This is a genomic window from Cryobacterium melibiosiphilum (genome assembly GCF_003602235.1).
GTDB classification, from domain to species: domain Bacteria; phylum Actinomycetota; class Actinomycetes; order Actinomycetales; family Microbacteriaceae; genus Cryobacterium; species Cryobacterium melibiosiphilum.
Genome location: NZ_QZVS01000082.1, coordinates 90062 through 111763, shown reverse-complemented (window position 1 = coordinate 111763; position 21702 = coordinate 90062). Strand labels below are relative to the sequence as shown.

21 protein-coding genes are annotated in these 21702 nt (G+C 68.0%); all 21 read right to left on the bottom strand.

The genetic code is table 11. The features are described 5' to 3' along the window. Positions 1 to 127: 127 nt before the first annotated feature. Positions 128 to 1147, bottom strand: a complete 1020-nt coding sequence (locus D6T64_RS10525; protein WP_119974625.1) for a CAP domain-containing protein — start codon at positions 1145 to 1147, stop codon at positions 128 to 130. 148 nt (positions 1148 to 1295) lie between these two features. Next, positions 1296 to 2489, bottom strand: coding sequence for an elongation factor Tu (tuf, locus tag D6T64_RS10520; RefSeq protein ID WP_119974624.1), 1194 nt, complete (start codon positions 2487 to 2489; stop codon positions 1296 to 1298). Between the two features lie 134 nt (positions 2490 to 2623). Continuing rightward, a complete protein-coding gene (fusA, locus tag D6T64_RS10515; protein WP_119974623.1) occupies positions 2624 to 4738 on the bottom strand; it encodes an elongation factor G in 2115 nt (704 codons plus the stop codon). A 172-nt stretch (positions 4739 to 4910) separates the two neighbouring features. Continuing rightward, complete coding sequence (rpsG, locus tag D6T64_RS10510; protein WP_119974622.1) at positions 4911 to 5381, bottom strand: 30S ribosomal protein S7; 471 nt, start codon at positions 5379 to 5381, stop codon at positions 4911 to 4913. Beyond that, entirely contained in the window at positions 5381 to 5755 is a 375-nt protein-coding gene (rpsL, locus tag D6T64_RS10505) for a 30S ribosomal protein S12 (protein WP_119974621.1), read from the bottom strand. The genes rpsG and rpsL overlap by 1 nt, the downstream gene beginning before the upstream one ends. Positions 5756 to 6093: 338 nt before the next feature. Next, positions 6094 to 6768 (bottom strand): spermidine/putrescine ABC transporter substrate-binding protein, encoded by a 675-nt coding sequence (locus tag D6T64_RS10500; RefSeq protein ID WP_119974620.1) that lies wholly within the window; start codon positions 6766 to 6768, stop codon positions 6094 to 6096. A gap of 150 nt (positions 6769 to 6918) precedes the next feature. Continuing rightward, entirely contained in the window at positions 6919 to 7560 is a 642-nt protein-coding gene (locus D6T64_RS10495; RefSeq protein WP_119974619.1) for a hypothetical protein, read from the bottom strand. A 43-nt stretch (positions 7561 to 7603) separates the two neighbouring features. Beyond that, on the bottom strand, positions 7604 to 8143 hold the full coding sequence (locus D6T64_RS10490; RefSeq protein ID WP_147364524.1) for a hypothetical protein: 540 nt from the start codon (positions 8141 to 8143) through the stop codon (positions 7604 to 7606). Between the two features lies 1 nt (position 8144). After that, the gene (locus tag D6T64_RS10485) at positions 8145 to 8639 is read right to left on the bottom strand and encodes a hypothetical protein (RefSeq protein WP_119974617.1); all 495 of its coding nucleotides are present in this window, start codon (positions 8637 to 8639) and stop codon (positions 8145 to 8147) included. A 4-nt stretch (positions 8640 to 8643) separates the two neighbouring features. Further along, complete coding sequence (locus D6T64_RS10480) at positions 8644 to 10302, bottom strand: hypothetical protein (RefSeq protein WP_119974616.1); 1659 nt, start codon at positions 10300 to 10302, stop codon at positions 8644 to 8646. Next, on the bottom strand, positions 10289 to 10594 hold the full coding sequence (locus D6T64_RS10475) for a hypothetical protein (RefSeq protein ID WP_119974615.1): 306 nt from the start codon (positions 10592 to 10594) through the stop codon (positions 10289 to 10291). Before D6T64_RS10475 ends, D6T64_RS10480 begins: the two co-directional genes overlap by 14 nt. Positions 10595 to 10596: 2 nt before the next feature. Continuing rightward, positions 10597 to 11451: a hypothetical protein gene (locus D6T64_RS10470; protein ID WP_147364523.1), complete on the bottom strand. Its 855-nt coding sequence runs from the start codon at positions 11449 to 11451 to the stop codon at positions 10597 to 10599. 25 nt (positions 11452 to 11476) lie between these two features. Next, positions 11477 to 12346, bottom strand: coding sequence for a hypothetical protein (locus tag D6T64_RS10465; protein WP_119974613.1), 870 nt, complete (start codon positions 12344 to 12346; stop codon positions 11477 to 11479). Next, on the bottom strand, positions 12343 to 12984 hold the full coding sequence (locus tag D6T64_RS10460; protein WP_119974612.1) for a hypothetical protein: 642 nt from the start codon (positions 12982 to 12984) through the stop codon (positions 12343 to 12345). Before D6T64_RS10460 ends, D6T64_RS10465 begins: the two co-directional genes overlap by 4 nt. After that, a complete protein-coding gene (locus D6T64_RS10455; protein ID WP_119974611.1) occupies positions 12981 to 13661 on the bottom strand; it encodes a hypothetical protein in 681 nt (226 codons plus the stop codon). The genes D6T64_RS10460 and D6T64_RS10455 overlap by 4 nt, the downstream gene beginning before the upstream one ends. Beyond that, the gene (locus D6T64_RS10450; RefSeq protein WP_119974610.1) at positions 13658 to 14881 is read right to left on the bottom strand and encodes a hypothetical protein; all 1224 of its coding nucleotides are present in this window, start codon (positions 14879 to 14881) and stop codon (positions 13658 to 13660) included. Before D6T64_RS10450 ends, D6T64_RS10455 begins: the two co-directional genes overlap by 4 nt. Positions 14882 to 14959: 78 nt before the next feature. After that, entirely contained in the window at positions 14960 to 15265 is a 306-nt protein-coding gene (locus D6T64_RS10445; protein ID WP_119974609.1) for a hypothetical protein, read from the bottom strand. 88 nt (positions 15266 to 15353) lie between these two features. Beyond that, a complete protein-coding gene (locus D6T64_RS10440; protein WP_119974608.1) occupies positions 15354 to 15650 on the bottom strand; it encodes a WXG100 family type VII secretion target in 297 nt (98 codons plus the stop codon). A 121-nt stretch (positions 15651 to 15771) separates the two neighbouring features. Then, the gene (locus tag D6T64_RS10435; protein WP_119974607.1) at positions 15772 to 16647 is read right to left on the bottom strand and encodes a hypothetical protein; all 876 of its coding nucleotides are present in this window, start codon (positions 16645 to 16647) and stop codon (positions 15772 to 15774) included. Continuing rightward, positions 16644 to 21209: an FtsK/SpoIIIE domain-containing protein gene (locus D6T64_RS10430; RefSeq protein ID WP_119974606.1), complete on the bottom strand. Its 4566-nt coding sequence runs from the start codon at positions 21207 to 21209 to the stop codon at positions 16644 to 16646. Before D6T64_RS10430 ends, D6T64_RS10435 begins: the two co-directional genes overlap by 4 nt. 9 nt (positions 21210 to 21218) lie before the next feature. Further along, complete coding sequence (locus D6T64_RS10425; protein WP_147364522.1) at positions 21219 to 21701, bottom strand: DUF6121 family protein; 483 nt, start codon at positions 21699 to 21701, stop codon at positions 21219 to 21221. Position 21702: the final 1 nt, after the last annotated feature.

Sequence of the window (21702 nt, the reverse complement as noted above, 5' to 3'; positions counted from 1 at the left end):
CGCGCAGCGGCGCACGTACCGCGCGGCGGCGCAGGTACCGCGCCGCCGCGTGGGTCCCGCGCGGCGGCGCGGGTCCCGGCCGGGGAGACGGAGCGGGGCCAGGTCCAGGTCGAGGTCGAGGTCGAGGCTACGGGGCGACGGGGGCGGTGGACTGGGACTTGCGCGCCACCGGGCCATAGTTGGGCTTGGTGCCGGTGACGGTCACGGTGAGGGTGGCGCCGACATCCGCTGCCTTGATCGCGTACGTCGAGGCCGTCGCGCCCGAAATGGCGGTACCGCCACGAGCCCACTGGTAGAGCAGCGTGACCGGCGCGGGCGACCAGGTGCCGACTCGGGCACTCAGGATCTGCCCGACCTTCGCTGTGCCCGAGATCGTGGGGGTGGGTGTCGCCGTGAGGGTTCCCTTCACGGCGGCCGTGCCGGCGGATGCCTTCGCCACCGTCGTGTAACCCGCCTTCGTTCCCGTCACGGTCACCGCGAGGCGCTTGCCGAGGTCAGCGGCCACCGGCACATAGGTGGGCGCGGTGGCACCCGGGATCTTCACCCCTGAACTCGTCCACTGAAAGCCGAGGGTCACCGGCGCGGGACCCCACGCCCCGGCATTCGCGGTGAGAGTACGGCCGAGCAGAGCGGAGCCCGACACGGTCGGCGTGGGCGTGGCGGTCAGGGTGGCCGAGGTCGTGGACGGCGGATACTTCGCGAAGTTCTGCACCGAGTAGGCGGTGCCGTTGGGCGCGACGTAGAAGCCGATGCCGATGTCCGTCGCAGCGGACATGATGTTGGTGCGGTGGCCGGGTGAATTCAGCCAGGCGTTCACGACCGTGGCGGCGGAGTATCCGCCGGCAATGTTCTCGGACGCGAGCGACCAGCCGGCCGGAATCTGCGTGGAGTAGCTCGGGTTGTGGGCGAACCCGTCGGTGGCCATCTTCTGCGCCCAGGCCTGCGCGACCGCGTCGATGGCGAGGTTGTGCTTGAGGGCGGGCAGGCCTGCAGCGGCCCGCGCCATATTGGTGTCGACGAGGATGCGGTCGATATCGCTGGGCGCCGCCAGGGCCGGCCCGGCGATCGAGCCGAGCGTGAGAGCGGTCGACAGAACGGCCACGCCGATCCAGCGGCTGACGGTCGTGCGAGTGGTCACGGTGAGCATGAGTTCCCCCTAGTTCAATGCGTGGCCTGCACGTTACCCCCCGAATGGGTGGGTTACCTGTGCGTGACGGCATCCGCTCACCAAGAGGCCGGAGGGGACGCAAAAACGGGCCGGCCCCGAAGGACCGACCCGTTTGCGTAACGAGTTGTTACTTGAGGATCTTCGTCACGGTTCCGGCGCCGACGGTGCGGCCACCTTCACGGATAGCGAAGCCGAGGCCCTCTTCCATGGCGATCGGCTGGATCAGCGCGACAGTCAGGTCGGTAGTGTCGCCGGGCATGACCATCTCGGTGCCCTCGGGCAGCGTGATGACGCCGGTGACGTCCGTGGTGCGGAAGTAGAACTGCGGGCGGTAGTTCGCGTAGAACGGGTTGTGACGGCCACCCTCGTTCTTGCTGAGGATGTACGCGGTGCCCTCGAAGTCGGTGTGCGGCGTAACCGAACCCGGCTTGACGACAACCTGGCCGCGCTCAACGTCTTCGCGCTTGGTGCCACGAAGAAGAAGTCCACAGTTCTCGCCGGCCCAAGCCTCGTCGAGCTGCTTGTGGAACATTTCGATTCCGGTGACCGTGGTCTTCTGCGTCGGGCGGATGCCGACGATCTCGACCTCGGAGTTGATCTTGAGCGTTCCACGCTCGGCGCGGCCCGTAACAACGGTGCCACGGCCGGTGATCGTGAAGACGTCCTCGATCGGCATCAAGAACGGCTTGTCCTTGTCGCGGATGGGGTCGGGGATGAACGTGTCAACAGCCTTCATCAGCGTGAGGATGTTGTCGGTCCATGCCGGGTCGCCCTCGAGTGCCTTGAGCGCGGAGACGGGGATCACGGGGGCGTTGTCGCCATCGAAGCCCTGGCTGGAGAGGAGTTCACGAACTTCGAGCTCAACGAGCTCCATGATCTCTTCGTCGTCAACCATGTCAGCCTTGTTCAGCGCGACGAGCAGGGTCGGAACGCCGACCTGCTTGGCGAGAAGAACGTGCTCACGGGTCTGAGCCATCGGGCCGTCAGTAGCGGCAACCACGAGGATCGCGCCGTCCATCTGAGCTGCACCGGTGATCATGTTCTTGATGTAGTCAGCGTGGCCCGGAGCATCGACGTGCGCGTAGTGGCGGATGTCGGTCTCGTACTCAACGTGCGAGATGTTGATCGTGATGCCGCGCTGGCGCTCTTCGGGAGCCGAGTCAATGGACGCGAAGTCGCGCTGAACATTGATCTTGGACGGGAACTTGTCGGCGAGGACCTTGGAGATCGCTGCAGTCAGCGTGGTCTTTCCGTGGTCAACGTGACCGATAGTTCCGATGTTTACGTGCGGCTTTGTCCGCTCGAACTTGGCCTTGGCCACTGTGGGTCCTCCTCAGGACTCGCGTGCAAATACACGACCGCGTTTGTGAACGGCCGGGGATGCGCTGGATGTGTCTACTAATGGTACTCGGACCGGGAGGTCCAAGCGATTCGGCCCGAAGGCCAACCCTCAGGCTATTCGCCCTTGTTCTTGTTGATGATCTCGTCGGCAACAGCGCGCGGGACCTCGGCATAGCTTTCGAAAGTCATCGAGTACACCGCACGGCCCGAGGTCTTGGACCTCAGGTCACCGATGTAGCCGAACATCTCCGACAGGGGGACGTGTGCGCGAATTACCTTCACGCCCTGAGCGTCCTCCATCGTCTGGATCTGACCGCGCCGCGAGTTGAGGTCTCCGATGACGTCACCCATGTATTCCTCAGGGGTGCGAACTTCGACGCTCATGAGCGGCTCGAGCAGAACGGGGTTTGCCTTACGAACGGCTTCCTTGAAGCCCATCGAGCCGGCAATCTTGAACGCCATCTCCGAGGAGTCGACGTCGTGGGCAGCACCGTCGAGCAGCATGGCCCGAACGCCGACCATGGGGTAACCGGCGAGGATACCCACGTGCAGGGCGTCCTGGATGCCGGCATCCACGGAAGGGATGTACTCACGCGGGATACGTCCACCGGTGACCTTGTTCACGAACTCGTACGTCTTGTCCGCAGTGATTTCCATCGGCTCGATCGCGATCTGAATCTTCGCGAACTGGCCGGATCCACCGGTCTGCTTCTTGTGCGTGTAGTCGTGACGCTCGACGGCCTTGCGGATCGTCTCGCGGTACGCAACCTGGGGCTTGCCGACGTTCGCCTCAACGTTGAATTCACGCTTCATGCGGTCGACGAGGATGTCCAGGTGAAGTTCACCCATTCCCTTGATTACCGTCTGGCCAGTTTCCTGGTTCTGCTCGGTACGGAAGGTGGGGTCTTCTTCGGCCAGTTTCTGGATCGCGAGACCCAGCTTTTCCTGGTCCTGCTTGGTCTTCGGCTCGATGGCCACCTCGATGACCGGGTCAGGGAACGTCATCGACTCGAGAACCACCTGGTGGGTCGGGTCGCACAGGGTGTCACCCGTGGTCGTGTCCTTGAGGCCGATGACCGCGTAGATGTGACCGGCGGTCACGAAGGCCACCGGGTTCTCCTTGTTGGCGTGCATCTGGAAGATCTTGCCGATGCGCTCTTTCTTGCCCTTGGTCGAGTTGATGACCTGGGCTCCGGAGTCAAGACGGCCGGAGTACACGCGCACGTAGGTCAGACGACCGAAGAACGGGTGAACGGCAACCTTGAACGCGAGGGCCGTGAACGGCTCGTCGGCGTCGGGGTGACGCATGATGACCTTTTCCTCATCGCGAACGTCGTGCGCCTCAATGGCGGGCACGTCGAGCGGGGTGGGGAGGTAGTCAACGACAGCGTCGAGCATCGGCTGGACGCCGCGGTTCTTGAACGCGGAACCGCAGAGAACCGGGTAGATCTCGCTGTTGACCGTGAGCTTGCGGATAGCCGCCTTGATCTCGGCAACGGTGAGCTCTTCGCCAGCGAAGTAACGCTCCATGAGCGCATCGTCGGTCTCGGCGACGGTCTCGAGGATGATCTTGCGGTATTCCGCAGCCTTCTCCACGAGGTCGGCGGGGATCTCTTCGATGGCGTACTTGGAGCCCATCTCGACGTCACCCTTGGAGTCGCCGCGCCAGGTCAGCGCACGCATCTGAACGAGGTCGACAACACCCTCGAATTCAGACTCGGCACCGATCGGCAGCTGGATGACCAGCGGCTTCGCGCCGAGGCGCTTGATGATCGTGTCTACGGTGAAGTAGAAGTCGGCGCCGAGCTTGTCCATCTTGTTGACGAAGCAAATGCGGGGCACGTCGTACTTGTCGGCCTGGCGCCAGACGGTTTCGGACTGGGGCTCAACGCCCTCCTTGCCGTCGAACACGGCAACCGCGCCGTCGAGCACGCGGAGCGAACGCTCCACCTCGACGGTGAAGTCAACGTGGCCGGGGGTGTCGATGATGTTGATCTGGTTGTTGTCCCAGAAACAGGTTGTCGCGGCGGACGTGATCGTGATGCCACGTTCCTGCTCCTGCGCCATCCAGTCCATCGTCGAGGCGCCGTCGTGGGTTTCACCGATCTTGTGATTGACACCCGTGTAGAACAGGATGCGCTCAGTCGTGGTGGTCTTGCCGGCATCAATGTGAGCCATGATGCCGATATTGCGGACCTTACTCAGGTCGGTGAGCACGTCAAGTGCCACGGGGGTCCTCCAACAAATAGGGGTGGGTCTAGCGGTGCAGTTTCAATGATTGCATTCCCAGCTGACCGGGCCTGACGAGCAAGCCCAGCTTGGTCCGTGCAATCAGCGGATGCCGCGCTCCGGTCGCCCGGAGCGCGGCCTCACTGATCTGGCTACAGTGAGCCAGCAGTGACTACCAGCGGTAGTGAGCGAACGCCTTGTTGGCTTCAGCCATCTTGTGCGTGTCCTCGCGGCGCTTGACAGCGGCACCGAGGCCGTTGCTGGCGTCGAGGATCTCGTTGGTGAGACGCTCGGTCATGGTCTTCTCGCGACGCGCCTTGGCGTAGCTGGTCAACCAGCGCAGTGCCAGGGTGTTGGCACGGTGCGGCTTGACCTCAACCGGAACCTGGTACGTCGAGCCACCGACGCGGCGCGAACGCACCTCGAGGGTCGGGCGCACGTTGTCGAGTGCCTTCTTCAGCGTGACAACGGCATCCTGCTCGTTCTTGGCGGAAACGCCGGCGAGGGCATCGTAAACGATGCGCTCGGCGAGGCCCTTTTTGCCGTCGAGGAGGATCTTGTTGACGAGCTGGCTGACGATGGGTGCACCGTAAACCGGGTCGGCAACGACGGGGCGCTTGGGAGCGGGTCCTTTACGAGGCATTACTTCTTCTCCATCTTTGCGCCGTAGCGGCTACGTGCCTGCTTGCGGTTCTTGACGGCCTGGGTGTCCAGTGCGCCGCGAATGATCTTGTAACGCACACCGGGGAGGTCCTTTACACGGCCTCCGCGCACGAGCACCATGGAGTGCTCCTGGAGGTTGTGGCCCTCGCCGGGAATGTAGGCGGTGACTTCGGTTCCGTTGGAAAGCTTGACGCGGGCGACCTTGCGCAGAGCCGAGTTCGGCTTCTTCGGGGTGGTCGTGTACACGCGCGTGCAAACGCCGCGCTGCTGCGGGTTGGACTTCAGGGCGGGAGCCTTGGTCTTGGTGATCTTGGGGCTACGGCCCTTTCGCACCAACTGCTGAATGGTGGGCACTAATTACTCCTTGTTATTGCTGCACGGTGACAGCTTTGTGATTAGCATTCGATCGTTGCGGCTCACACTGCTGCGAGCCGGTCGAACCGAGTTCATCTGGACCCGCCAGCCACACCGAAAGACAAGCATTCGAGGCTTTTGGCAGGTATGCCGTGGGGGCTGCTCGGAGAGCAAACCCGTGGTGTGCCGTACCAGGCACCCGACGCTTCACACCGGCCGCGATGTTCCACAGGGAAACCTCGCGAGGGCACAAGTCAGGCGCACGACAAAGCGCACACCGGGAAATACTATCCCGCCGCGGGGGCCCGGTCAAATGGACGCGGTGCTCTGGCCACAGGCTACTCGCGGGGCCACTGCGGCGAATCGAGGCTGCTCCCGAGGTCGGCGAGCAGGGACTGCACCTGAGGTTCGACGAATTCGGCGACGGCGGCGCGCATCCGCTCACGGTGGCGGCCCAATTCTGCGCAAAGCGCGCGCCCGACCCGGGTGGAAAAGTCGTCGGCGCGGGCCAGCTCGGCGCGGATCGCGACCTTGTCCGCGGCGCTCAACGGCGGCAGCGGATGCGCCGGGGCCGGCACCGCGCGCGACTCCGGCGGCAGGTCGGGCTCGGCATCGGCGAGTTCGGCGAAGGTGAAGAGGAAGGGAGCGTCGTCGGACGCCGGCGGGTCGAGGTCGAGGCCGCTGAACTCGGGGTCGAGCCCCTCGGCCGGGCGGTAGGGGCGGCGGGCCCGGCGCTCCTCGCTGCGGTGCAGTTCGGCGGCGAGCCTGGGCAGGTTCTCGGTCGTGAAATCGTCCACGAGCGACTCGACGATGCCCTTCATCCGCATCGTCAGGGCGTGCTGCACGGCGTGCGGAACGTCTTCGGCGAGGCCCGCGGCGGCGATGACGGGTGAGCCGAAGCACTGGCGGCAGAGTCGGGTGCGGGCGCGGTGGGTGCCGGGCCGCCAGCGGGGAAGCCAACGCAGCCAGCTGTCGACCTCCTGGCCGACACGCGACTCCAGCGACACGTCCATGCGTTCAGAATACCCGCTGCGCGCCGCACGCCGCCGGAGCGGCCCCCGCCCCCCGCAAGTGCGTCGGCACGCTCGACAACCGTGGTGAGCGCGCCCCATACGGGTGAGCGCTACGGCCGTTACCGTAGCGCTCACCCGTATGGGGCGCGCTCATCGGTTTTCGGGCCAACGCGCGGATGCGACGATCGCCCCGAACAGGTTGAGCAGCGGCTGCACGAGCTCGGCGGCCGGCGACGTGAAGACCAGCAGCACGACCCGCTTCTGCCCGGGCACGGTCATCCAGAACTCGACGATGAGGTTCGTGATCTGCGGGGCCTCGCCGTCGGCGGGCACCGTGCGGTACCGCACCCGGCGGGCCACTTGCGAAGGCCCGACCGCGAACCGCTCCGCCGGGCCGGCGGGGGCGGCATCCGGCGCCGGGGTGGCAGCCGTCGCCGGAGCAGCGTGGGCGAGACCGGCCAGGAACAGGTCGAGCACGACTCCGGGCTCGGTCGACGCGGCTGCCGTGAGTTCGGTCGTGGAGTCGACGATGCTGAGAAAGGCCGGGATCGGGATGTCGGGCACGATTTCCCTCGCGATCGCGAAGCGGCGGGCATCGATGCTGCGGGCTTCGGTCATCGCCAGGTCAAGGCTGCGGCGCAGTTCGGCGCGCAGCTGGGCGTGCTGATCGGCGCGGCCGACGGCCTGAACGATGAGGGCCCGGGCGGATTCGCGGGCGGCGACCGGGTCGGCGAGTGGGATCTGCCACCAGGTGCCGGGGAATCTCAGCTGCAGCCCGTCGACACCGGTCATGGCCGCAGATGGCGCCGAAACAGGGGGCACGGATGGCGCCGGCTCAGCCACGAGGGCCGAACCGGGCCTCGAGAACATCGGCGTCGAGGGCGAGCTGCCGATCGTAGACGTAGCCGCCGCCCAGATCGAGGTCGGTCAGGATGGTCTCGAGGTCGAACATGTCGTCGTAGTCGACCGGCGGCTCGGGCACGGGGGCCGGCCAGACCTCGATCGCGTAGCCGACCGGCGTGAACGCGTCGAAGTGCCAGGCCTCCTGCAGGGCGTCGGCCACGACCGGCGTCACGGCATCGGCGGACAGATCGGACACGTACAGCACCACGTTGAGACGGCGCTGGACGGGCGATCCGTCGGTATTCGTTGTGACCCGCGCCTGGTCGACCCCGTCGATCGACGTCAGTGCCGTGTGCAGGGTGTCAATTCCGGCCTCGACACTCGTGCCAGAGCCACCAAAGCCGCCGGAGCCGCCCGGGGCGCGCGTTTCGGCGCAGCCGGCCAGTCCGAGGCTGGCCGGAATCAGCAGCACTGCCGCGACGGCGGCCAGCACGGTTCGGGGCAGGGCCCCCACGGTTCTCGGTGCGGCCATGTCAGCCGCGCGCACCGAACTTGGCTTCGAGCACGTCGGGGCCGACCGACAGCGCCCGGTTGTAGACGAACCCGCCGGTCAGCTCCAGCGCGGACTGGATCTGCTCGATGTCGAACATGGTGTCGGCGTTGGCCGGCGGGCTCGGCACCGGCGACGGCCAGACCTGGATCGAATATCCCACCGGCACGAACGCGTCGAATGCCCAGGCCTGCTGCAGCGCCTGCTCCACGATCGGAGTCACCGCTTCGACGGACATGTCCGTCACATAGACGGTCACGCCGAGCTTGCGACGGTCGGGGGACCCGTCGAAGCTGCCGGCCACCCGGGCCTCCTCGACCCCGGAGATCGACTCGAGCGTCGTGCGCAGCGAGGACAGTGCCGACTTCACGTCATCGCCACCGGACGGGGAGGCGCACGCCGTGAGGTTCAGGGCGGCGGGAATCACCAGGGCCGCTGCCGCACCGCGCAGCAGCGCTTTCTTGAAGGGGGAGCTCATCGATTCAGCCTCTCGTCACGCTGTAGTCAATATACGTCTCGGTGCCGCCGAAGAACTCGGCGCTGCGGTCGCGCGCGGCCACGACGCGGGGATCCGTCGACCGGGTGATGTGCTCCCCCGCCGACACCGCGTAGTCCACGGCGCCATGGCCGAGGGGTGCCGGGGTCGGCGGCGTGCCGTTCAGGTTGAAGTCGCTCGGCAGCTGCGCGGGCGCGTCGATGTCGATCACGATGCGGTTGGCCTCGGTGGGATGCCCGGCCAGCAGGTCCCCCACGTTCGCCACGGGATCACTGTTGTGCTCGAGGGAGATGACCGAGATGTCGGGGCCGATGTAGACGTCGTCGAGCGGTGCTCCCCCGGTCACCACGGCCTGCACGTTGAACGCCGCCGCGAAGTCGGTGTCGGCCGCGAGGTTGCCGGCGGTGATGCCACCGAGGCTGAAGCCGGCGAGCATCGTCGGGTCACCGGACGTGTAGCCGGCCTGCAGCAATGCCGCCTCGACGGCCTTTTCGAGCTGGGTGCGCTGGGCCGGGTTGAGTTTGGCGACGAGGTCGGAGTTGAGGTCGTTCGGTGCGTCGTCCGCAAAGGGCGACCACTCCTGGGTGCTCGGAATCTGCACCCGCCAGCGGGTGACGCCGTCGGCCCCGACGACCTTCATGACGCTGATCACCCCCACGTCGGCCACGCCGTCGCCGTCGATGTCGCCGGCCCCGTCGATGCGTGACTGTTCGAGGAACAGCGTCGCGTAGGGATCGTCGGTGGGACTCGACGGCGTACCGGTGAGAGTCGGCTTCACGGTCGGGGTGCCGCGTTCCTTCGCCATGGCCGCGAGGGCCAGGCCGACGAGGGCGACGCTCGCGAGCACGGCCACCGCGAGGACCACCATCAGCACGCCGAGGCCGACACCGAGGGTCGCGAGGACCAGGATCAGCAGCGCGGCGAGGGCGACGACGATGAGCACCGCCACGAGCAGCCGGGCGATCACGTCGACGGCGGCGGCCACGACATCGATGACAGCGCCGAGCACGTCGGCGATCCAGCCGCCGACCCCGGCGAGGAACCCGCCGATGTTGCTCCACATGCTGTCGTTCAGCGGGCTGTCTTTCACGACCGATTCGATGCGAGCGGATGCCCGCTCCGCCGCGTCGATCTTGTCGGCCACCGCCGCGGTGTACTCGGCTGCTGCCCCCGCCTGCGCGCCCTCGGCCTGGTCGAGCTGGGACTGGGCGCGGGTCAGGCGCTGCTGCGTGGCGAGCTGTTCCGGGCCCGGCACCAGGGCTTCCTCCTGCAGGGTCGACACCTGGCTCGCCCAGGTGCCCGCCTCGCCCTGCGCCGATCCGGCGGCCGTGATGGCCCGGTTGGCGCGCTCCTGGGCGGCGGCGAGGTCGACGGCGTACTCGGCGAGGGCCTGCGCGGTGGCCCGGTAGCGTTCCTCGGCCTGGCCGATCTCGCCGGCGACCTCGTCGGTCAGCTCGCGCACGGAGTCGAAGGCGTGCCCCACGGCATCCTGTTGCCCGGAAATGCGGATGAGGCTGAGGGCCGCGTCATTGATGGCATCCGCGGTGATCAGGTAGCGCCCGGCATGATCGGCGACCGCGACGGAGTTGCCGGTCAACGGTTCGAACAGGGCTGGTTCGAACAGGGCCGAATCAGAGGTTGCCACTGTAGTTGTCATCCTTCGAGTGGGCCGTGTTGGTCAGTTCCAGATCGACCGAGATGAAGGAGTCGTGGATGGTGTCGACCGTCTGGGCGAGGTCCGCGAGCCGCTCGACCATCCCGGCGCGCTTGTCATTCCACTGGTTTGCGAAGTCCTGCACCCGGTCGGAGAGCCCCGGATGCCCGACGGCGGCGGAGACCGCGTCGCTGAACCTCTCGGCCTGCTCGAAGTTGTCTTTCACGGTGACGAGGTCGTGGAAGAGCGTGTTGAGCTGGGTGAGGTTGAAGTTGAGATCCACGGTCAGCTCCCCGATTCGGTGACGGCTGTTTCGGCGGCGGCAAGGATCTCCGCGGAGCGCCAGAAGGTGCAGGCGGCGAGCACCGCGACAGCGAGCACGATGAGCCCAGTACCGAGGGGGACGAGCAGAAAAAGCAGGTCGTCGTAGCAGAGGGCGATCCAGGCCGGCCCCAGGAAGGCGCCGCCGAAGAAAGCGGGCCACAGGTCGAAACGCCCGCAATAGGTCACTTTTCGCCAGAACGGGAGCCGTGTTCCCGCCGGGGTCGGGACGACCGGTCGATGCAGGCCGACGAGCTTTTTCACGAGCGATACCGCGATCACCGCGGCCACGCCCAAGGCCATCGCCCCGTAGAAACCGAGGATCATCCAGACGTCTTTTTCGACCTCGGGCTCGAGCGCGGCCGGCCAGCCGGTGACGACACCGAGCCCGACGGGCAGGGCGATGAGTGCCACCCAGACCATGACGGGCGCGGCGATCCAGGCCAGGTGCACGCGGGGGCTGAGCACCCACAGGGTGGGGATGCTCGCGACGACTCCGCCGGCGCGGCGCAACAGCTCCCCCAGCATGAGCAGGCAGAACGCGACCAGAAAGAGCACCATCGGGATGCCGATAATGGCCGAGCCCACGGAGCGCTCGTACTCGGACAAACCGAGGTTGCGCACATCGGTGTACGTGCCGGCCATCACCTTGTCGAAGGCGGCGCTGGCCTGCAGCGTCAGCGCGAGCAGCAGGCCGATCGAGGCGAGGCCGAGCAGCACGAGCACGCTGCCGCCCAGGGTGAGCCAGAACCAGAGAAGTGGTCGCCGGGGGCGGGCTTCGATCGGTGGCGCGATCGGAGACGCGTTCACTCCCCTCATCGGGGCTCCCGTGTGCTCATGGGGCTCAGCTCACGGATTCGCCCGCGGCGAGGTTCTCCGCAGAGCGCCAGAAATTGACGGCGGCGAGCACCGCGAGGCCGATGAAGAGCACTCCGATGCCCAGGGCGGCGAAGAAGAACGGCGGATCCTCGAAAAAGAGCGCCATCCAGCACGGGCCGAGAATCGCGCCGCCGATGAAGGCGAGCCACAGGTCGAAACGCCAATAGTAGGTCAGGCCCCGCCAGAACCGGCTGCCCGTTCCGGCCGGCAAAGTCGTGCCGGCCCTGACGCGCCGGGTCCAGGCCAGCTTTTTCACCAGCGAAACGCCCATGATCGCTGCGATGCCCGAGGCGACACCGCCATACATACCGAGCAGGAACCAGACGTCGTCCACGACCGAGTAGTGCAGGTTGGCCGGCCAGCCCCCGGCCGAGGAGAGGACAAGCGGCACGGCGATGAGGGCCGCCCAGACCAACAGGGGCGCGGCAATCCAGACGAGGTGCACGGCGGGGCTAAGCATGCGCACGGTGGCCGTGTTCGAGCCACCCTGCCAGAAACCACGGTGGGCGCGGGTCCAGATTCCGCGGCGCAGCAATTCCCCCAGCCCGGCCAAACACATCGCCAACAGAAAGAAGATGGCGGGGACGGCCGTGATGAGGGCACCGGTCGAGCGCTCGCTCTGGTAGAGCCCGAACAGCTGGGAGCGGGTATAGGTGTCGGCCATCGCACCCTCAAAGGCGGCGCTGGCCTGAATCGTCAGAGCAATGAGCACTCCGATCGAGGCCAGGCCCAACAGTGTCAGGACGACTCCCACCAGGGTGAGGCGCAGTCCGAGTCGACGCTGACGCTGCGAGGGCGCGACCGGCGGCGTCGGTGGCGCGACGGCGGTGGTCATGCCCCTTCCTTCGGACGAACGGTGGCCGCACTGCCGACGGGAGCGGCGGCCTCCCAGCGCACGGTGGCCACAATCGTGTCAAAAAGTTCGGTGAACAGTTCGTACCCTTCGACCATCGGTGCGGAAATCGTGAATTGCAGCAGCCCGGAACCGTCGGGAACCGGCAGCCAGTAGTCCAGTGACAGCGACTGGGTGGTCGCCTCACCCCAGGCCCGAGACCCGCGCCCGGCCTGACGAGCGACGAGGCCGCCGCCGCCGGCCAGGAACGCAGCCCCCGGGAAGGCACCGCGCAGCCGGGCATCGGTGGCGGCGCGGTCACCGGCGGTGGCGGCATCCGCTGCCTGCGGCGGCCAGCTCGCCCGGCTGCCCAGCATCGAGGCGGGAAACGGAACCCCGGGCGCGAGCTCGAGCGAGATGGCGAAGGACACCGCGTGCGCGGCCTGGGCCTGCAGCGCCGCGTCGAGCAGTTGGTCGCGCACGTCGCGGCGGTGCCGGGCGAGGCGGTCGTTCATGCCCACCTGCCGTTTCACGAGCGCGCTGATGCGAGCGGATGCCGCCTCGCGGCTGGCCAGCGGAATCTGCGCCCACGTGCCCGGCAGCACGATCGAGTAGTCGGCGACAGCGATCTGGCGGGTCATGCGGGCTCCCCCAGCTGTGCGGGAGGGCCCAGCTCTACGGGCGGGCCCAGCGTCACCTGCAGGGTCTGCACCAGGTCCTGGGTCTGCTGCGACATGTTCTCGAAAGCCGCCAGGTCGTGGGTCGAGAAGATGAACTGCACCATCTGGGCCGCCCCGACCGGGTAGAGGCCGAAAATTGTGCGCTCCTCGATCGCGCCCTCGGCGTCGCCGGGGTTGCGGTGTTCGATCAGGTTGTTGGCGCCGACCAGCGGGCCGAGGGCGGTATCGCCGGCCCACGCGAGCACGTCGCGCACCCGGCGTCCGGGCAGCTGCACGGCGGCATCGTTCTCGAGCGACGCCTGAAACTCGTTCGGGGAACCCACCTCGGTGAGCGGCAGGGCTTTGAAGCCGAGCACACAGCTCGCCTGGCCCGATTCTGGCGCCGGAATGTACACGGCAGCGGTCAGGTAGGGGTCACCCATTGACCGTAAGCGTAGCTGCAGGGCTGCGAGCTGTTCGCGCAGCCGCGCGCCCGCTGCCGGTTCGGATGCGAGCCGCTCGGCGAAGTCGGCGGGCCAGGCATCCGCGCTCGGCTCGGCGCGCAACGGCATCGGGTACCAGCCTTCGGGCAGGTCGATGTCGAAGGCGACGATGTCGCTGAGCCGCGCTGCGCCCTGGGTGTTCACCGGCGTGGTCACCGCGCGTTCACCGACTCGACGACGTGGCTGACGCCGTTGGAATAGACGATCTCCCCGGTCACGACCGTTTGGCCGGTTCCGACGATCGCCTTGGTGCCGGCCGAGATCGGCTGCACGCCGTTGGCGCCCATGCGCATCACCGGGACCAGGTCGTCGGTGATGCCCACGCCCCGGCGCAGGATGGAGAGCACGGAACCGGAGGCGCCCTGGCCGGCCGACATGATTCCGAACGGGTCGCTGAAGTTCGAGCGGAACGACGGCGGGTTGCGGGTCACGACGCGCGCGGAGGCCAGGTTCAGGTACTGTCCGGCCGGCGGGCGGCCCTGCAGCGCCGCCCGAGAGATCCCGGTGGTGTGCGAGAGGGCGTTCGCGTTCACGGCCCCCTTCGCCCGGGCCATCCTGGTGAACTGTCCGAGAATCTTTCCGCCGAAGCAGGCGACCACGCCGAGGGCGACGGCGACGATGAGATCGGTCCAGGTTCCTTCGCCGGTGACCACGTTGATGGTGGCCTCGATGATATTGATCAGCGCGCCGACGGCGGCCAGCACCACGAGTACCGGCCCGAGAATCGGCACCCAGGACAGGAAGATCGCCAGGATTCCGGCGATGTCACAGATCGCCCGGAAGATCTTGAGCAGGTCGGAGCCCCAGTTATCCCACCAGCCGTCGTTGAGGCCGCTGTCCTTGACGACGCTGTGGATAGCCTCAGCGGCGGTGCGGGCCGCGAGGTCTTTGGCGTCGCTCGCGGCCCGCCAGGCGCGCTCCGCGGCGGCGATCCCCAGGAGCTTGTCTGCGGCATCCGTCGCCAGCCCGGTGGCCGTCACCTGGTTGGCGGCCTGTTCCGGAGTCGCCTCGGTGGCGGTCTCCGCGGCGGTGTCGGCCCGGTTCTGGGCCGTCGCGTACTCGCTCTGGGCGCTGCCGATGCTCGTGATGGCCCGTTGGGCGTCGCCCTGGGCGTCGCTCAGCGACCCGGAGTAGGTCGAGAGAGCGAATGCCGCCGCTCGGTACCGCTCTTCGGCCTGCGCGATGCTGTCGGCGACCTTGGTGGCGTTCTCACGCACCGCGGATACGGCCGAGCTCTGCATTTCGCTGGTGTCGGCGACGACGCGCAGCGAGGCGGTGGCGCGGCTGATGGCGTCGGCCATGCGCAGGTAGTCGGCGGACTTGGTGGCCAGCAGACCGGAGTCCCCCGGCAACGGCTCGAATTCCCTGTCGTACACGTGTGTCCCCGGTCTCGTTACGTCAGTCTCGGTGCGAAAAGTGCGAATGTCTGGATGCGCGGGTCGCGGCGCGTGAGTCTAGCGCGCGACGGTGGTCTGCTCGGAGGCATCCAGGGCCTGCGCGAGCTCGGAGTCCACCTGCAGAAAGGCGTCGCTGATCGCCGTGATCTGGCCGACCAGTGCGGTGATCTGCTCGATCATGTCGGCTCGTTTGTCGTCCCACGAGCCCGCGAAATCGACCACGCGTTCCTCCAGCTCGCGGTGGCCGGTTGCGCCGGCGACCGAAGCGGCGATGCCCTCGGCACTCTCGAACTCGGTGAGGATCGAAGCCAGGTCCGTGCCGACCAGTTCCAGAATCGCGGTGCTGACCTTGAGGTCGGCCATGAGGGTCCCTTTCCGGGGATGTCAGCTCGTGCGGGCACGAGTGGATGCGCCGCCCCGGCACCTGCCGGGGCGGCCGCTGTCGAAGCGGTTAGCCGCGGATGGCGTTGCCGAGCTCGGTATCAACCTGCTCGAGGGCGGTGGCCGCCTGGGTGAGGAACGAGGACATGCCTTCGAGGCCGTTGACCGCTTCGGTCGTGCCGCGGGTGAAGGTCTCGTAGGAGACCTGGAACGCGCCGGAGGCCTGGTCGGTGATGAAGCCGTTGCCGACGAGGTTGTTCACGAGGGTCTGCAGTTCGACGAGCTTGCTGACCAGCTCTTCCTTGCCCGTGCTCAGACGCCCGGCGGCATCCGTCATTTCGCCGTAGGTCACGTTGACATTCGCCATGAGATGCTCCCAAACCTTGTGTGACCCCCTGTGTGAGCATCAACTATCACTAACCGTACTTGGCGTCTACCGCTTTACCTATGGGTACGGGTACCCATGCCCGCCTCCGTCGCCCGGATCGCTAGGAGCGGCCCTTGCGGCCGATCACGGCCTCATTGAGGTTCTCGCCGGTGCGCCAGAACTGCAGGGCGGCGACGACGCCGAGCACGAGCCAGCACACCCCGCTGAAGACCAGGAAATGGCCGATGCCCACGCCATCGCTGAAGTACGGCCAGGCGCTGATGCCGATCAGGGTGCCGCCGAATCCGGCGAACCAGAGGTCACCGCGCCAGAGGTAGAGAAAGGTGTGTACGGCGCCGCGCTGCGGCACCCGCCGTGACTCGGCGGCGCGGGCGTCGCGCCGGCGTTCCTGGGCCGGAAAACTGAGTTTCTTGATGAGCGAGACGAACACGACCGCCGCGCCGCCGGCCGCCAGGACGCCGGGCCCGAACAGCAGCAGGAAGATCAGCATCTCCGTGCGCTCGTCGGCCTGCGCGGGTGAGAGCAGCCCGACCGAGAACTGCACCGGAAGGATGCCGACGAAGGCGACCAGCAGCAGCACCAGCCAGAGCAGCTGCCACCACGGGGAAATGGGCCGGAGGCCGTGGCGCACGCTCTCGACGTTGTGGAACTCCGAGGACGCGGCGATGGATGCCGGGCTCGTGTGCCGCCGGGCGATATCCGCGATGCCCACGCACGTAGCCCCGAGGAAGAACATGATGGCAATGAAGACGATCGGGCCGGTGGCGTTGGGGGCCATGCGCTCGCGACCACGGGTGCGTTGGAGGGATTCGTTCATCCAGACGTCGGCCTGGGCCGGATCGGTCACGGCGATGAACAGCATGTACCCGAAGACGCAGCCCGATACCAGGAGCAGGACCCACCCGACGATCATCGTGATGCGCCCGATGAGGGGCGAAATTGTCGGGGTGGGCTTGCTCGGCGCGACGCGGCTCATGCGAGCACCCCGCTCGCCGCGATGGCGGCCACGGGCTCGCCGTCGACCAGGCCGAGCTGCACCCGCACGCTCTTGCCGCGCGCCACGTACATGCCGCGGCCGGTGGGGAATTCGGCGCGGTTGATGCGCGGCAGCGGGGTCTTGAGGATCAGGTCGCCCTCCATGCTGTCCGGCTGCAGCAGGAGGCCGCGACGGCCGGTCTTCACCTCGGTCATGAGCGGCCAGCTCGAACTCCAGCTGCCGGTCTCCCCCTCGGCCACGAGCAGGTGGTCGCTGCGCTTGACGTCCTTGATCAGCTGCACGAGCGGGGCATCCGCCGGGGACTGCAAAAACTCGGCGATGCTCTCGATGAAGATGCCGATGCGGCCTTCGGTGTCGGGGTCGGTGACCGCAGCGGCGAGGTCTTTCGCCAACGCGACGGCCTCCTCGACGGTCACGGCCCGGCCGGCCCAGGTGGGCAGGGCGGCGACGCTCGAGCGCGCGATGCCGATGTAATACAGCCGCATGGCCGGGTCGAACCGCAGCAGCGACCGGTGCAGCCCGGTGAGCGCCGTGGTGCGCCCGCTCGCCGGCGGCCCGGCAAGCAGGAACACGCCGGTCGGGTCGAAGCCGAGGGGCCCGAGGGTGTCCTCGGCGATGCCGAGCACCGGGTTCGTGCCCAGCGCAGCCGGCAGCTCGGCCGCGGAATACTCCTTGGGCATGGCCCCGATGGCGGGCGCGGCCGCGGTGCCGGCGCCGGCGCGCCGCATGGCGCTCGCGAGCTGCTTGACCGCGGCGGACTGGTCGCTGACCGACCGGGAGCCGCCGAGCACGGCGACCTGGGTTTCGAGGTTGTCGACGATTGCCCGGCCCGGCACCGACTTGGAGCTGAGGATGTCGCCGGGCGCATCGAGGATGCTGTAACCGGCGTCGTCGGCGAGGCGCAGGATCACGCGCCGCTGCACGTTGGAGCTGACCGACGACGGCACGGCTCCGGGCCGGTCGGCGGTGAAGGCCACGTTGATGCCGAGCTGGCGGCCGTCGCTGAGGATGTCCTTGAACACGTTGTACCAGGGTGCCCGGCCGCTCGTGACCTCCCAGTCGTTGCGGAAGGTGGGGAATCCGTCGATCAGCAGCAGGATGCGCGGCTCGGTGGCGCGCCCGGTCTGCGCCCGGTAGTCGGTGATGTTCGACGCGTTGGCGTCGGCGAAACGGGAGCCGCGGTCTTCGAGCAGCCCCTTGAGCATGCGGAACAGCCGCACGATACGTTCGGTGTCGTCGCCCGAGATGATCGAGCCCACGTGCGGCAGCGCCTCGAGCATACGCAGGCTGCCGGCGCCGAAGTCGAGGCCGTAGACGTGCACCGGGCCGCCGCGCGGGGTGATCGCCGCCGCACAGGCCAGGGTGCGCAGGGCGGCACTCTTGCCGGAGCCGCCGGTGCCGTAGATGACCAGGTGACCGTCGACATCCGGATAGAAGTAGACCGAGCGCTGCTGCTGCAGCTGCGGAATATCGGACACCCCGATCAGGAGTTCGCTGTCGGTGCGCTGGCGCAGTTTGCTGAGGTCGTAGGCGGCGGCCATCTCGTCGAGCCACGGCCGCCGGGGCGCGGGAATCACGGCGAGGGCGGATGCCCCCCGGATGCGTTCCACGAGTCGCTGCTGATCGGTGGGCCCCAGGTCGTGCACCTCGTCGACCACGGCGCCCTTGGGCTCCTCCCACGGGGCCTCGCCGCCGAAGCGCAGCTCGGCGACCGTGATTCCGGGGCGGTCGGGTTCGCGGCTGGTCCAGCCGCCGGCGTAACTCGACTGGAACTGCTGCAGCCGGCCGGGGCCGGTCTTGGCGATGCCGCGGCCGGGGATGCCCGGATCGAAGTGGCTCGCGTCTTTCGTGCCGATCACGTCGGAGCTGTCGGACTCGTCGGCCATCCGCAGCGCGATGCGCAGCGGGGTGTTGGCGCGCAGGTTGTCCTTGATCACGCCGGCCGGCCGCTGGGTGGCCATGATCAGGTGGATGCCGAGCGACCGGCCACGCTGGGCGATGTCGACGACGCCATCGACGAACTCGGGCACCTCGCTCGCGAGGGCGGCGAACTCGTCGATGACGAGCACGAGCGCGGGCGGGCTCTCGGGGTCGCCGCGTTTCTCGAGTTCGAGCAGGTCCTTGGCTTTCTTGCGGTTGAGCAGGTGCTCGCGGTGGTGCAATTCGGCGCGCAGGCTGGTCAGTGCGCGGCGCACGAGGTGCGGGCTGAGGTCGGTGACCAGGCCCACGCAGTGCGGCAGATTCACGCAGTCCGCGAACGCGGAGCCGCCCTTGTAGTCCACGAACAGAAAGCTGACCCGGTCAGGGCTGTATTCGGCGGCCATGCCGAGCACCCAGGCCTGCAAGAACTCGCTCTTGCCGGCGCCGGTGGTGCCGCCGACGAGGGCGTGCGGCCCCTGGGTGCGCAGGTCGAGGTGCATCGCGTCGACCCCGGAGGAGCCGATGATGGCGCGCAGCTTGCCGGCCCGGCGGGCGGTGAACGCGGCACCGGGGGTGCGGTTGTGAATGGATGCGTTCTGCCGCCACCGGTCGACGACCGCGTCGCTCGATTCGACCAGGTCGTGGCCGAGCAGGGTGACCAGGGAGACCGTGCGGGGCAGGTCGCTCGCGTCGGCGACGAGCGCGCCGGCATCGATGACGGCGGCCATCCGGCGGGCGTAGGCGTGCGCGGTGGCGGCGTCGACGTATTCGGTGGCGACGTCGGTGATGGTCTCGCCGAGGCGCACGAACCCGACGGTGGCCGTCGCCACAGCGTCGGCCGTGGCGTCGCTCGTGTGCAGGTAGGTGCGGCAGGCGGCGGGCAGTTCGGGCACGCTCGCCGCGATCCAGATCGGAAAGACGCCGGCATCCGCTGCGGTCTCGGCGAGCTGCACGAGGCGGGCCCGGTCGAGTCCGACGTCGTCGGAGATGAGCACGACGATCGCGGGGATCGCGCTGCGGGTGCCGGCCTCGGTGGCCTGGGTGCCGACATCCGCTCCCCGGTCGAGCGCCGCCTTCTGCTGCTCCATCGCGCCGCGGCGGGTGGCCTTCAGGCCGCTGCCGCCGAGCCGCTGGCTGACGAGTTCCTCGAGCTGGGACAGCAGCACGGCCCCACTCGCGGCGCCGTCGACCAGGTGGCTGCCGGTGAGGGGGCTCTGCGGCGACGAGGTGTGCGGCATCCATTTGAGCCATTCGAGCTCGCGCGACCAGGCCGGGGTGACGAGCGCGGCGACAACGAGTTCGGCCGGGGAGTGCAGGGCGGTCAGCTGCACGAGAATGGCGTTGAGCGAGCCGCCGGCGGATGCCGGGGAGCCGGCGATGCCGAGCGCTCCGGAGTCGTAGAGGTTGTCGATGAGGGGCACGCCCTCGACCCGGCGGTGGTCGTTGATGACCTGGTCGAGCCGGGCGCGCAGTTCGGGCAGAATTTCGCCGCGCTTGCCGGCGTCGACCGTGTTGCGGCTGAGCATGGAGCCGATGCCGAGGCGCACGTTGAGGAACGACCAGTGTTCGGGCCGGCGGGTCCAGAGCATCGGGCCGCGGCGCAGGGCCTGCTCGAGGGTTTCGGCGGTCGAGGGCGATTCGGCCAGCCGCACGGTCTGTTCGATGACTTTTTCGTGGCCGAGCTGGGTGACGAGTGAGGCGAGGCGTTCGTCGAAGCGGGCGAGCAGGCGCTTGAGCTTCTTCTTGTCGCGGGACTTGTTGGTGAAGTAGTTGCCGATCAGCAGCAGCGGCGACAGCAATACGAACATGAGCGATGACAACCGCTGGGTCACGACGTAGAGGCCGATGCCGAGTACCGCCGGGGCCATCAGGGCGAGGTAGGGAAAGCCGTTGTCGTCTTTCTCGGGCGGCGCCTCGGGGGCGGCGAAGACCTCGCCGGCGTACCGACGCTCGACCATGGGCGAGCGGTTGAAGAAGACCGGCCCGGCGGTGGGCGTGTAGCCGGTCGCGGCGGCGCTCGCGAGCACCTCGATCTCGACCTCGGTGTCGCCGATCAGCAGCGTCGCGGTGGACTCGATGCGAAACCGGCCGATCAGTTCGCCGTCGACGACGATGCCGTTCGCCGAACCGAGGTCGATCACCTCGACGCCGTCGTTCACCTCGAACCGCACGTGCCGTTTGGAGACGAGCTTGTCGCCCAGCACGATGTCGCAGTCGACGTCGCGGCCGAGAACGGATGTTCCCACCGGCAGCGCGAATTCCCGCCCGGCTTCGGGCCCCGACGTGACCCGCAGTGTCGCGACGGTCGGTGCCTGTCCGGTTCCGGCCGGCGAGTAGTAGACGCCGGCGTCTTCGAGGGTGACGCTCGCGCCGGAGCCGATCCAGGCCTCCCCGATCGCGCCGTCGGGCGGCAGCAACAGGGACTCCGCGTGGCCGGGCAGGGTCGCCCGCAGGGTGAGGGACCCCGCGGCCGGAGTCGACGCACGACCGGCGGCCTGCTGGTGCGGGTCGAGGCGCGCGATGGTGGCGGCGATGTCGGAGATGTTGGCGGCGGCATCCGTCGTGACGACGATGTCGTGGGCGGGGCCGGTGGGGCGAACGAGGGTCAGTTTGAGGCGCATGTGGTGCAGTTACCCGTCGTCGCGGCTTTCCCACGGCCACAGGGGGCGGCCGCGTTGTCCCTGCTGAGTGGCGAGGATCAATGAATACGAGAGTACGACAATTGCGCCGAAAACTCCGGTGCTCGCCGCGAAGGGGCTGATCAGCAGGGAGCCGGCGAAGGCCATCGGGTCGCCGCCCTCGAGGGCGAGCCCTGCGGCCCCGACCACGATAAAGGTCGCCGCGGCGGCGAAGCCCGAGCCGATCGCGTAGCCGAGCGCCACCCGCTGGCGCTCGGGGCGGGTCGTGATGCCGAGTTTGACCATGAGCGCGAAGACCAGCACCACGGGCACACCCACCATGACTGGTCCGAGTACCGGCCCCGCCAGCGGCTCATCGATGACCTCACGGTCGGTGATGAGGCTGATCATGCCGAATCCGGCCACGATGAGCGACAGGTAGAGCACGGCCGCAAACGTCGACACCACCACGGCGTACTTCTGGTAATCGCGCACG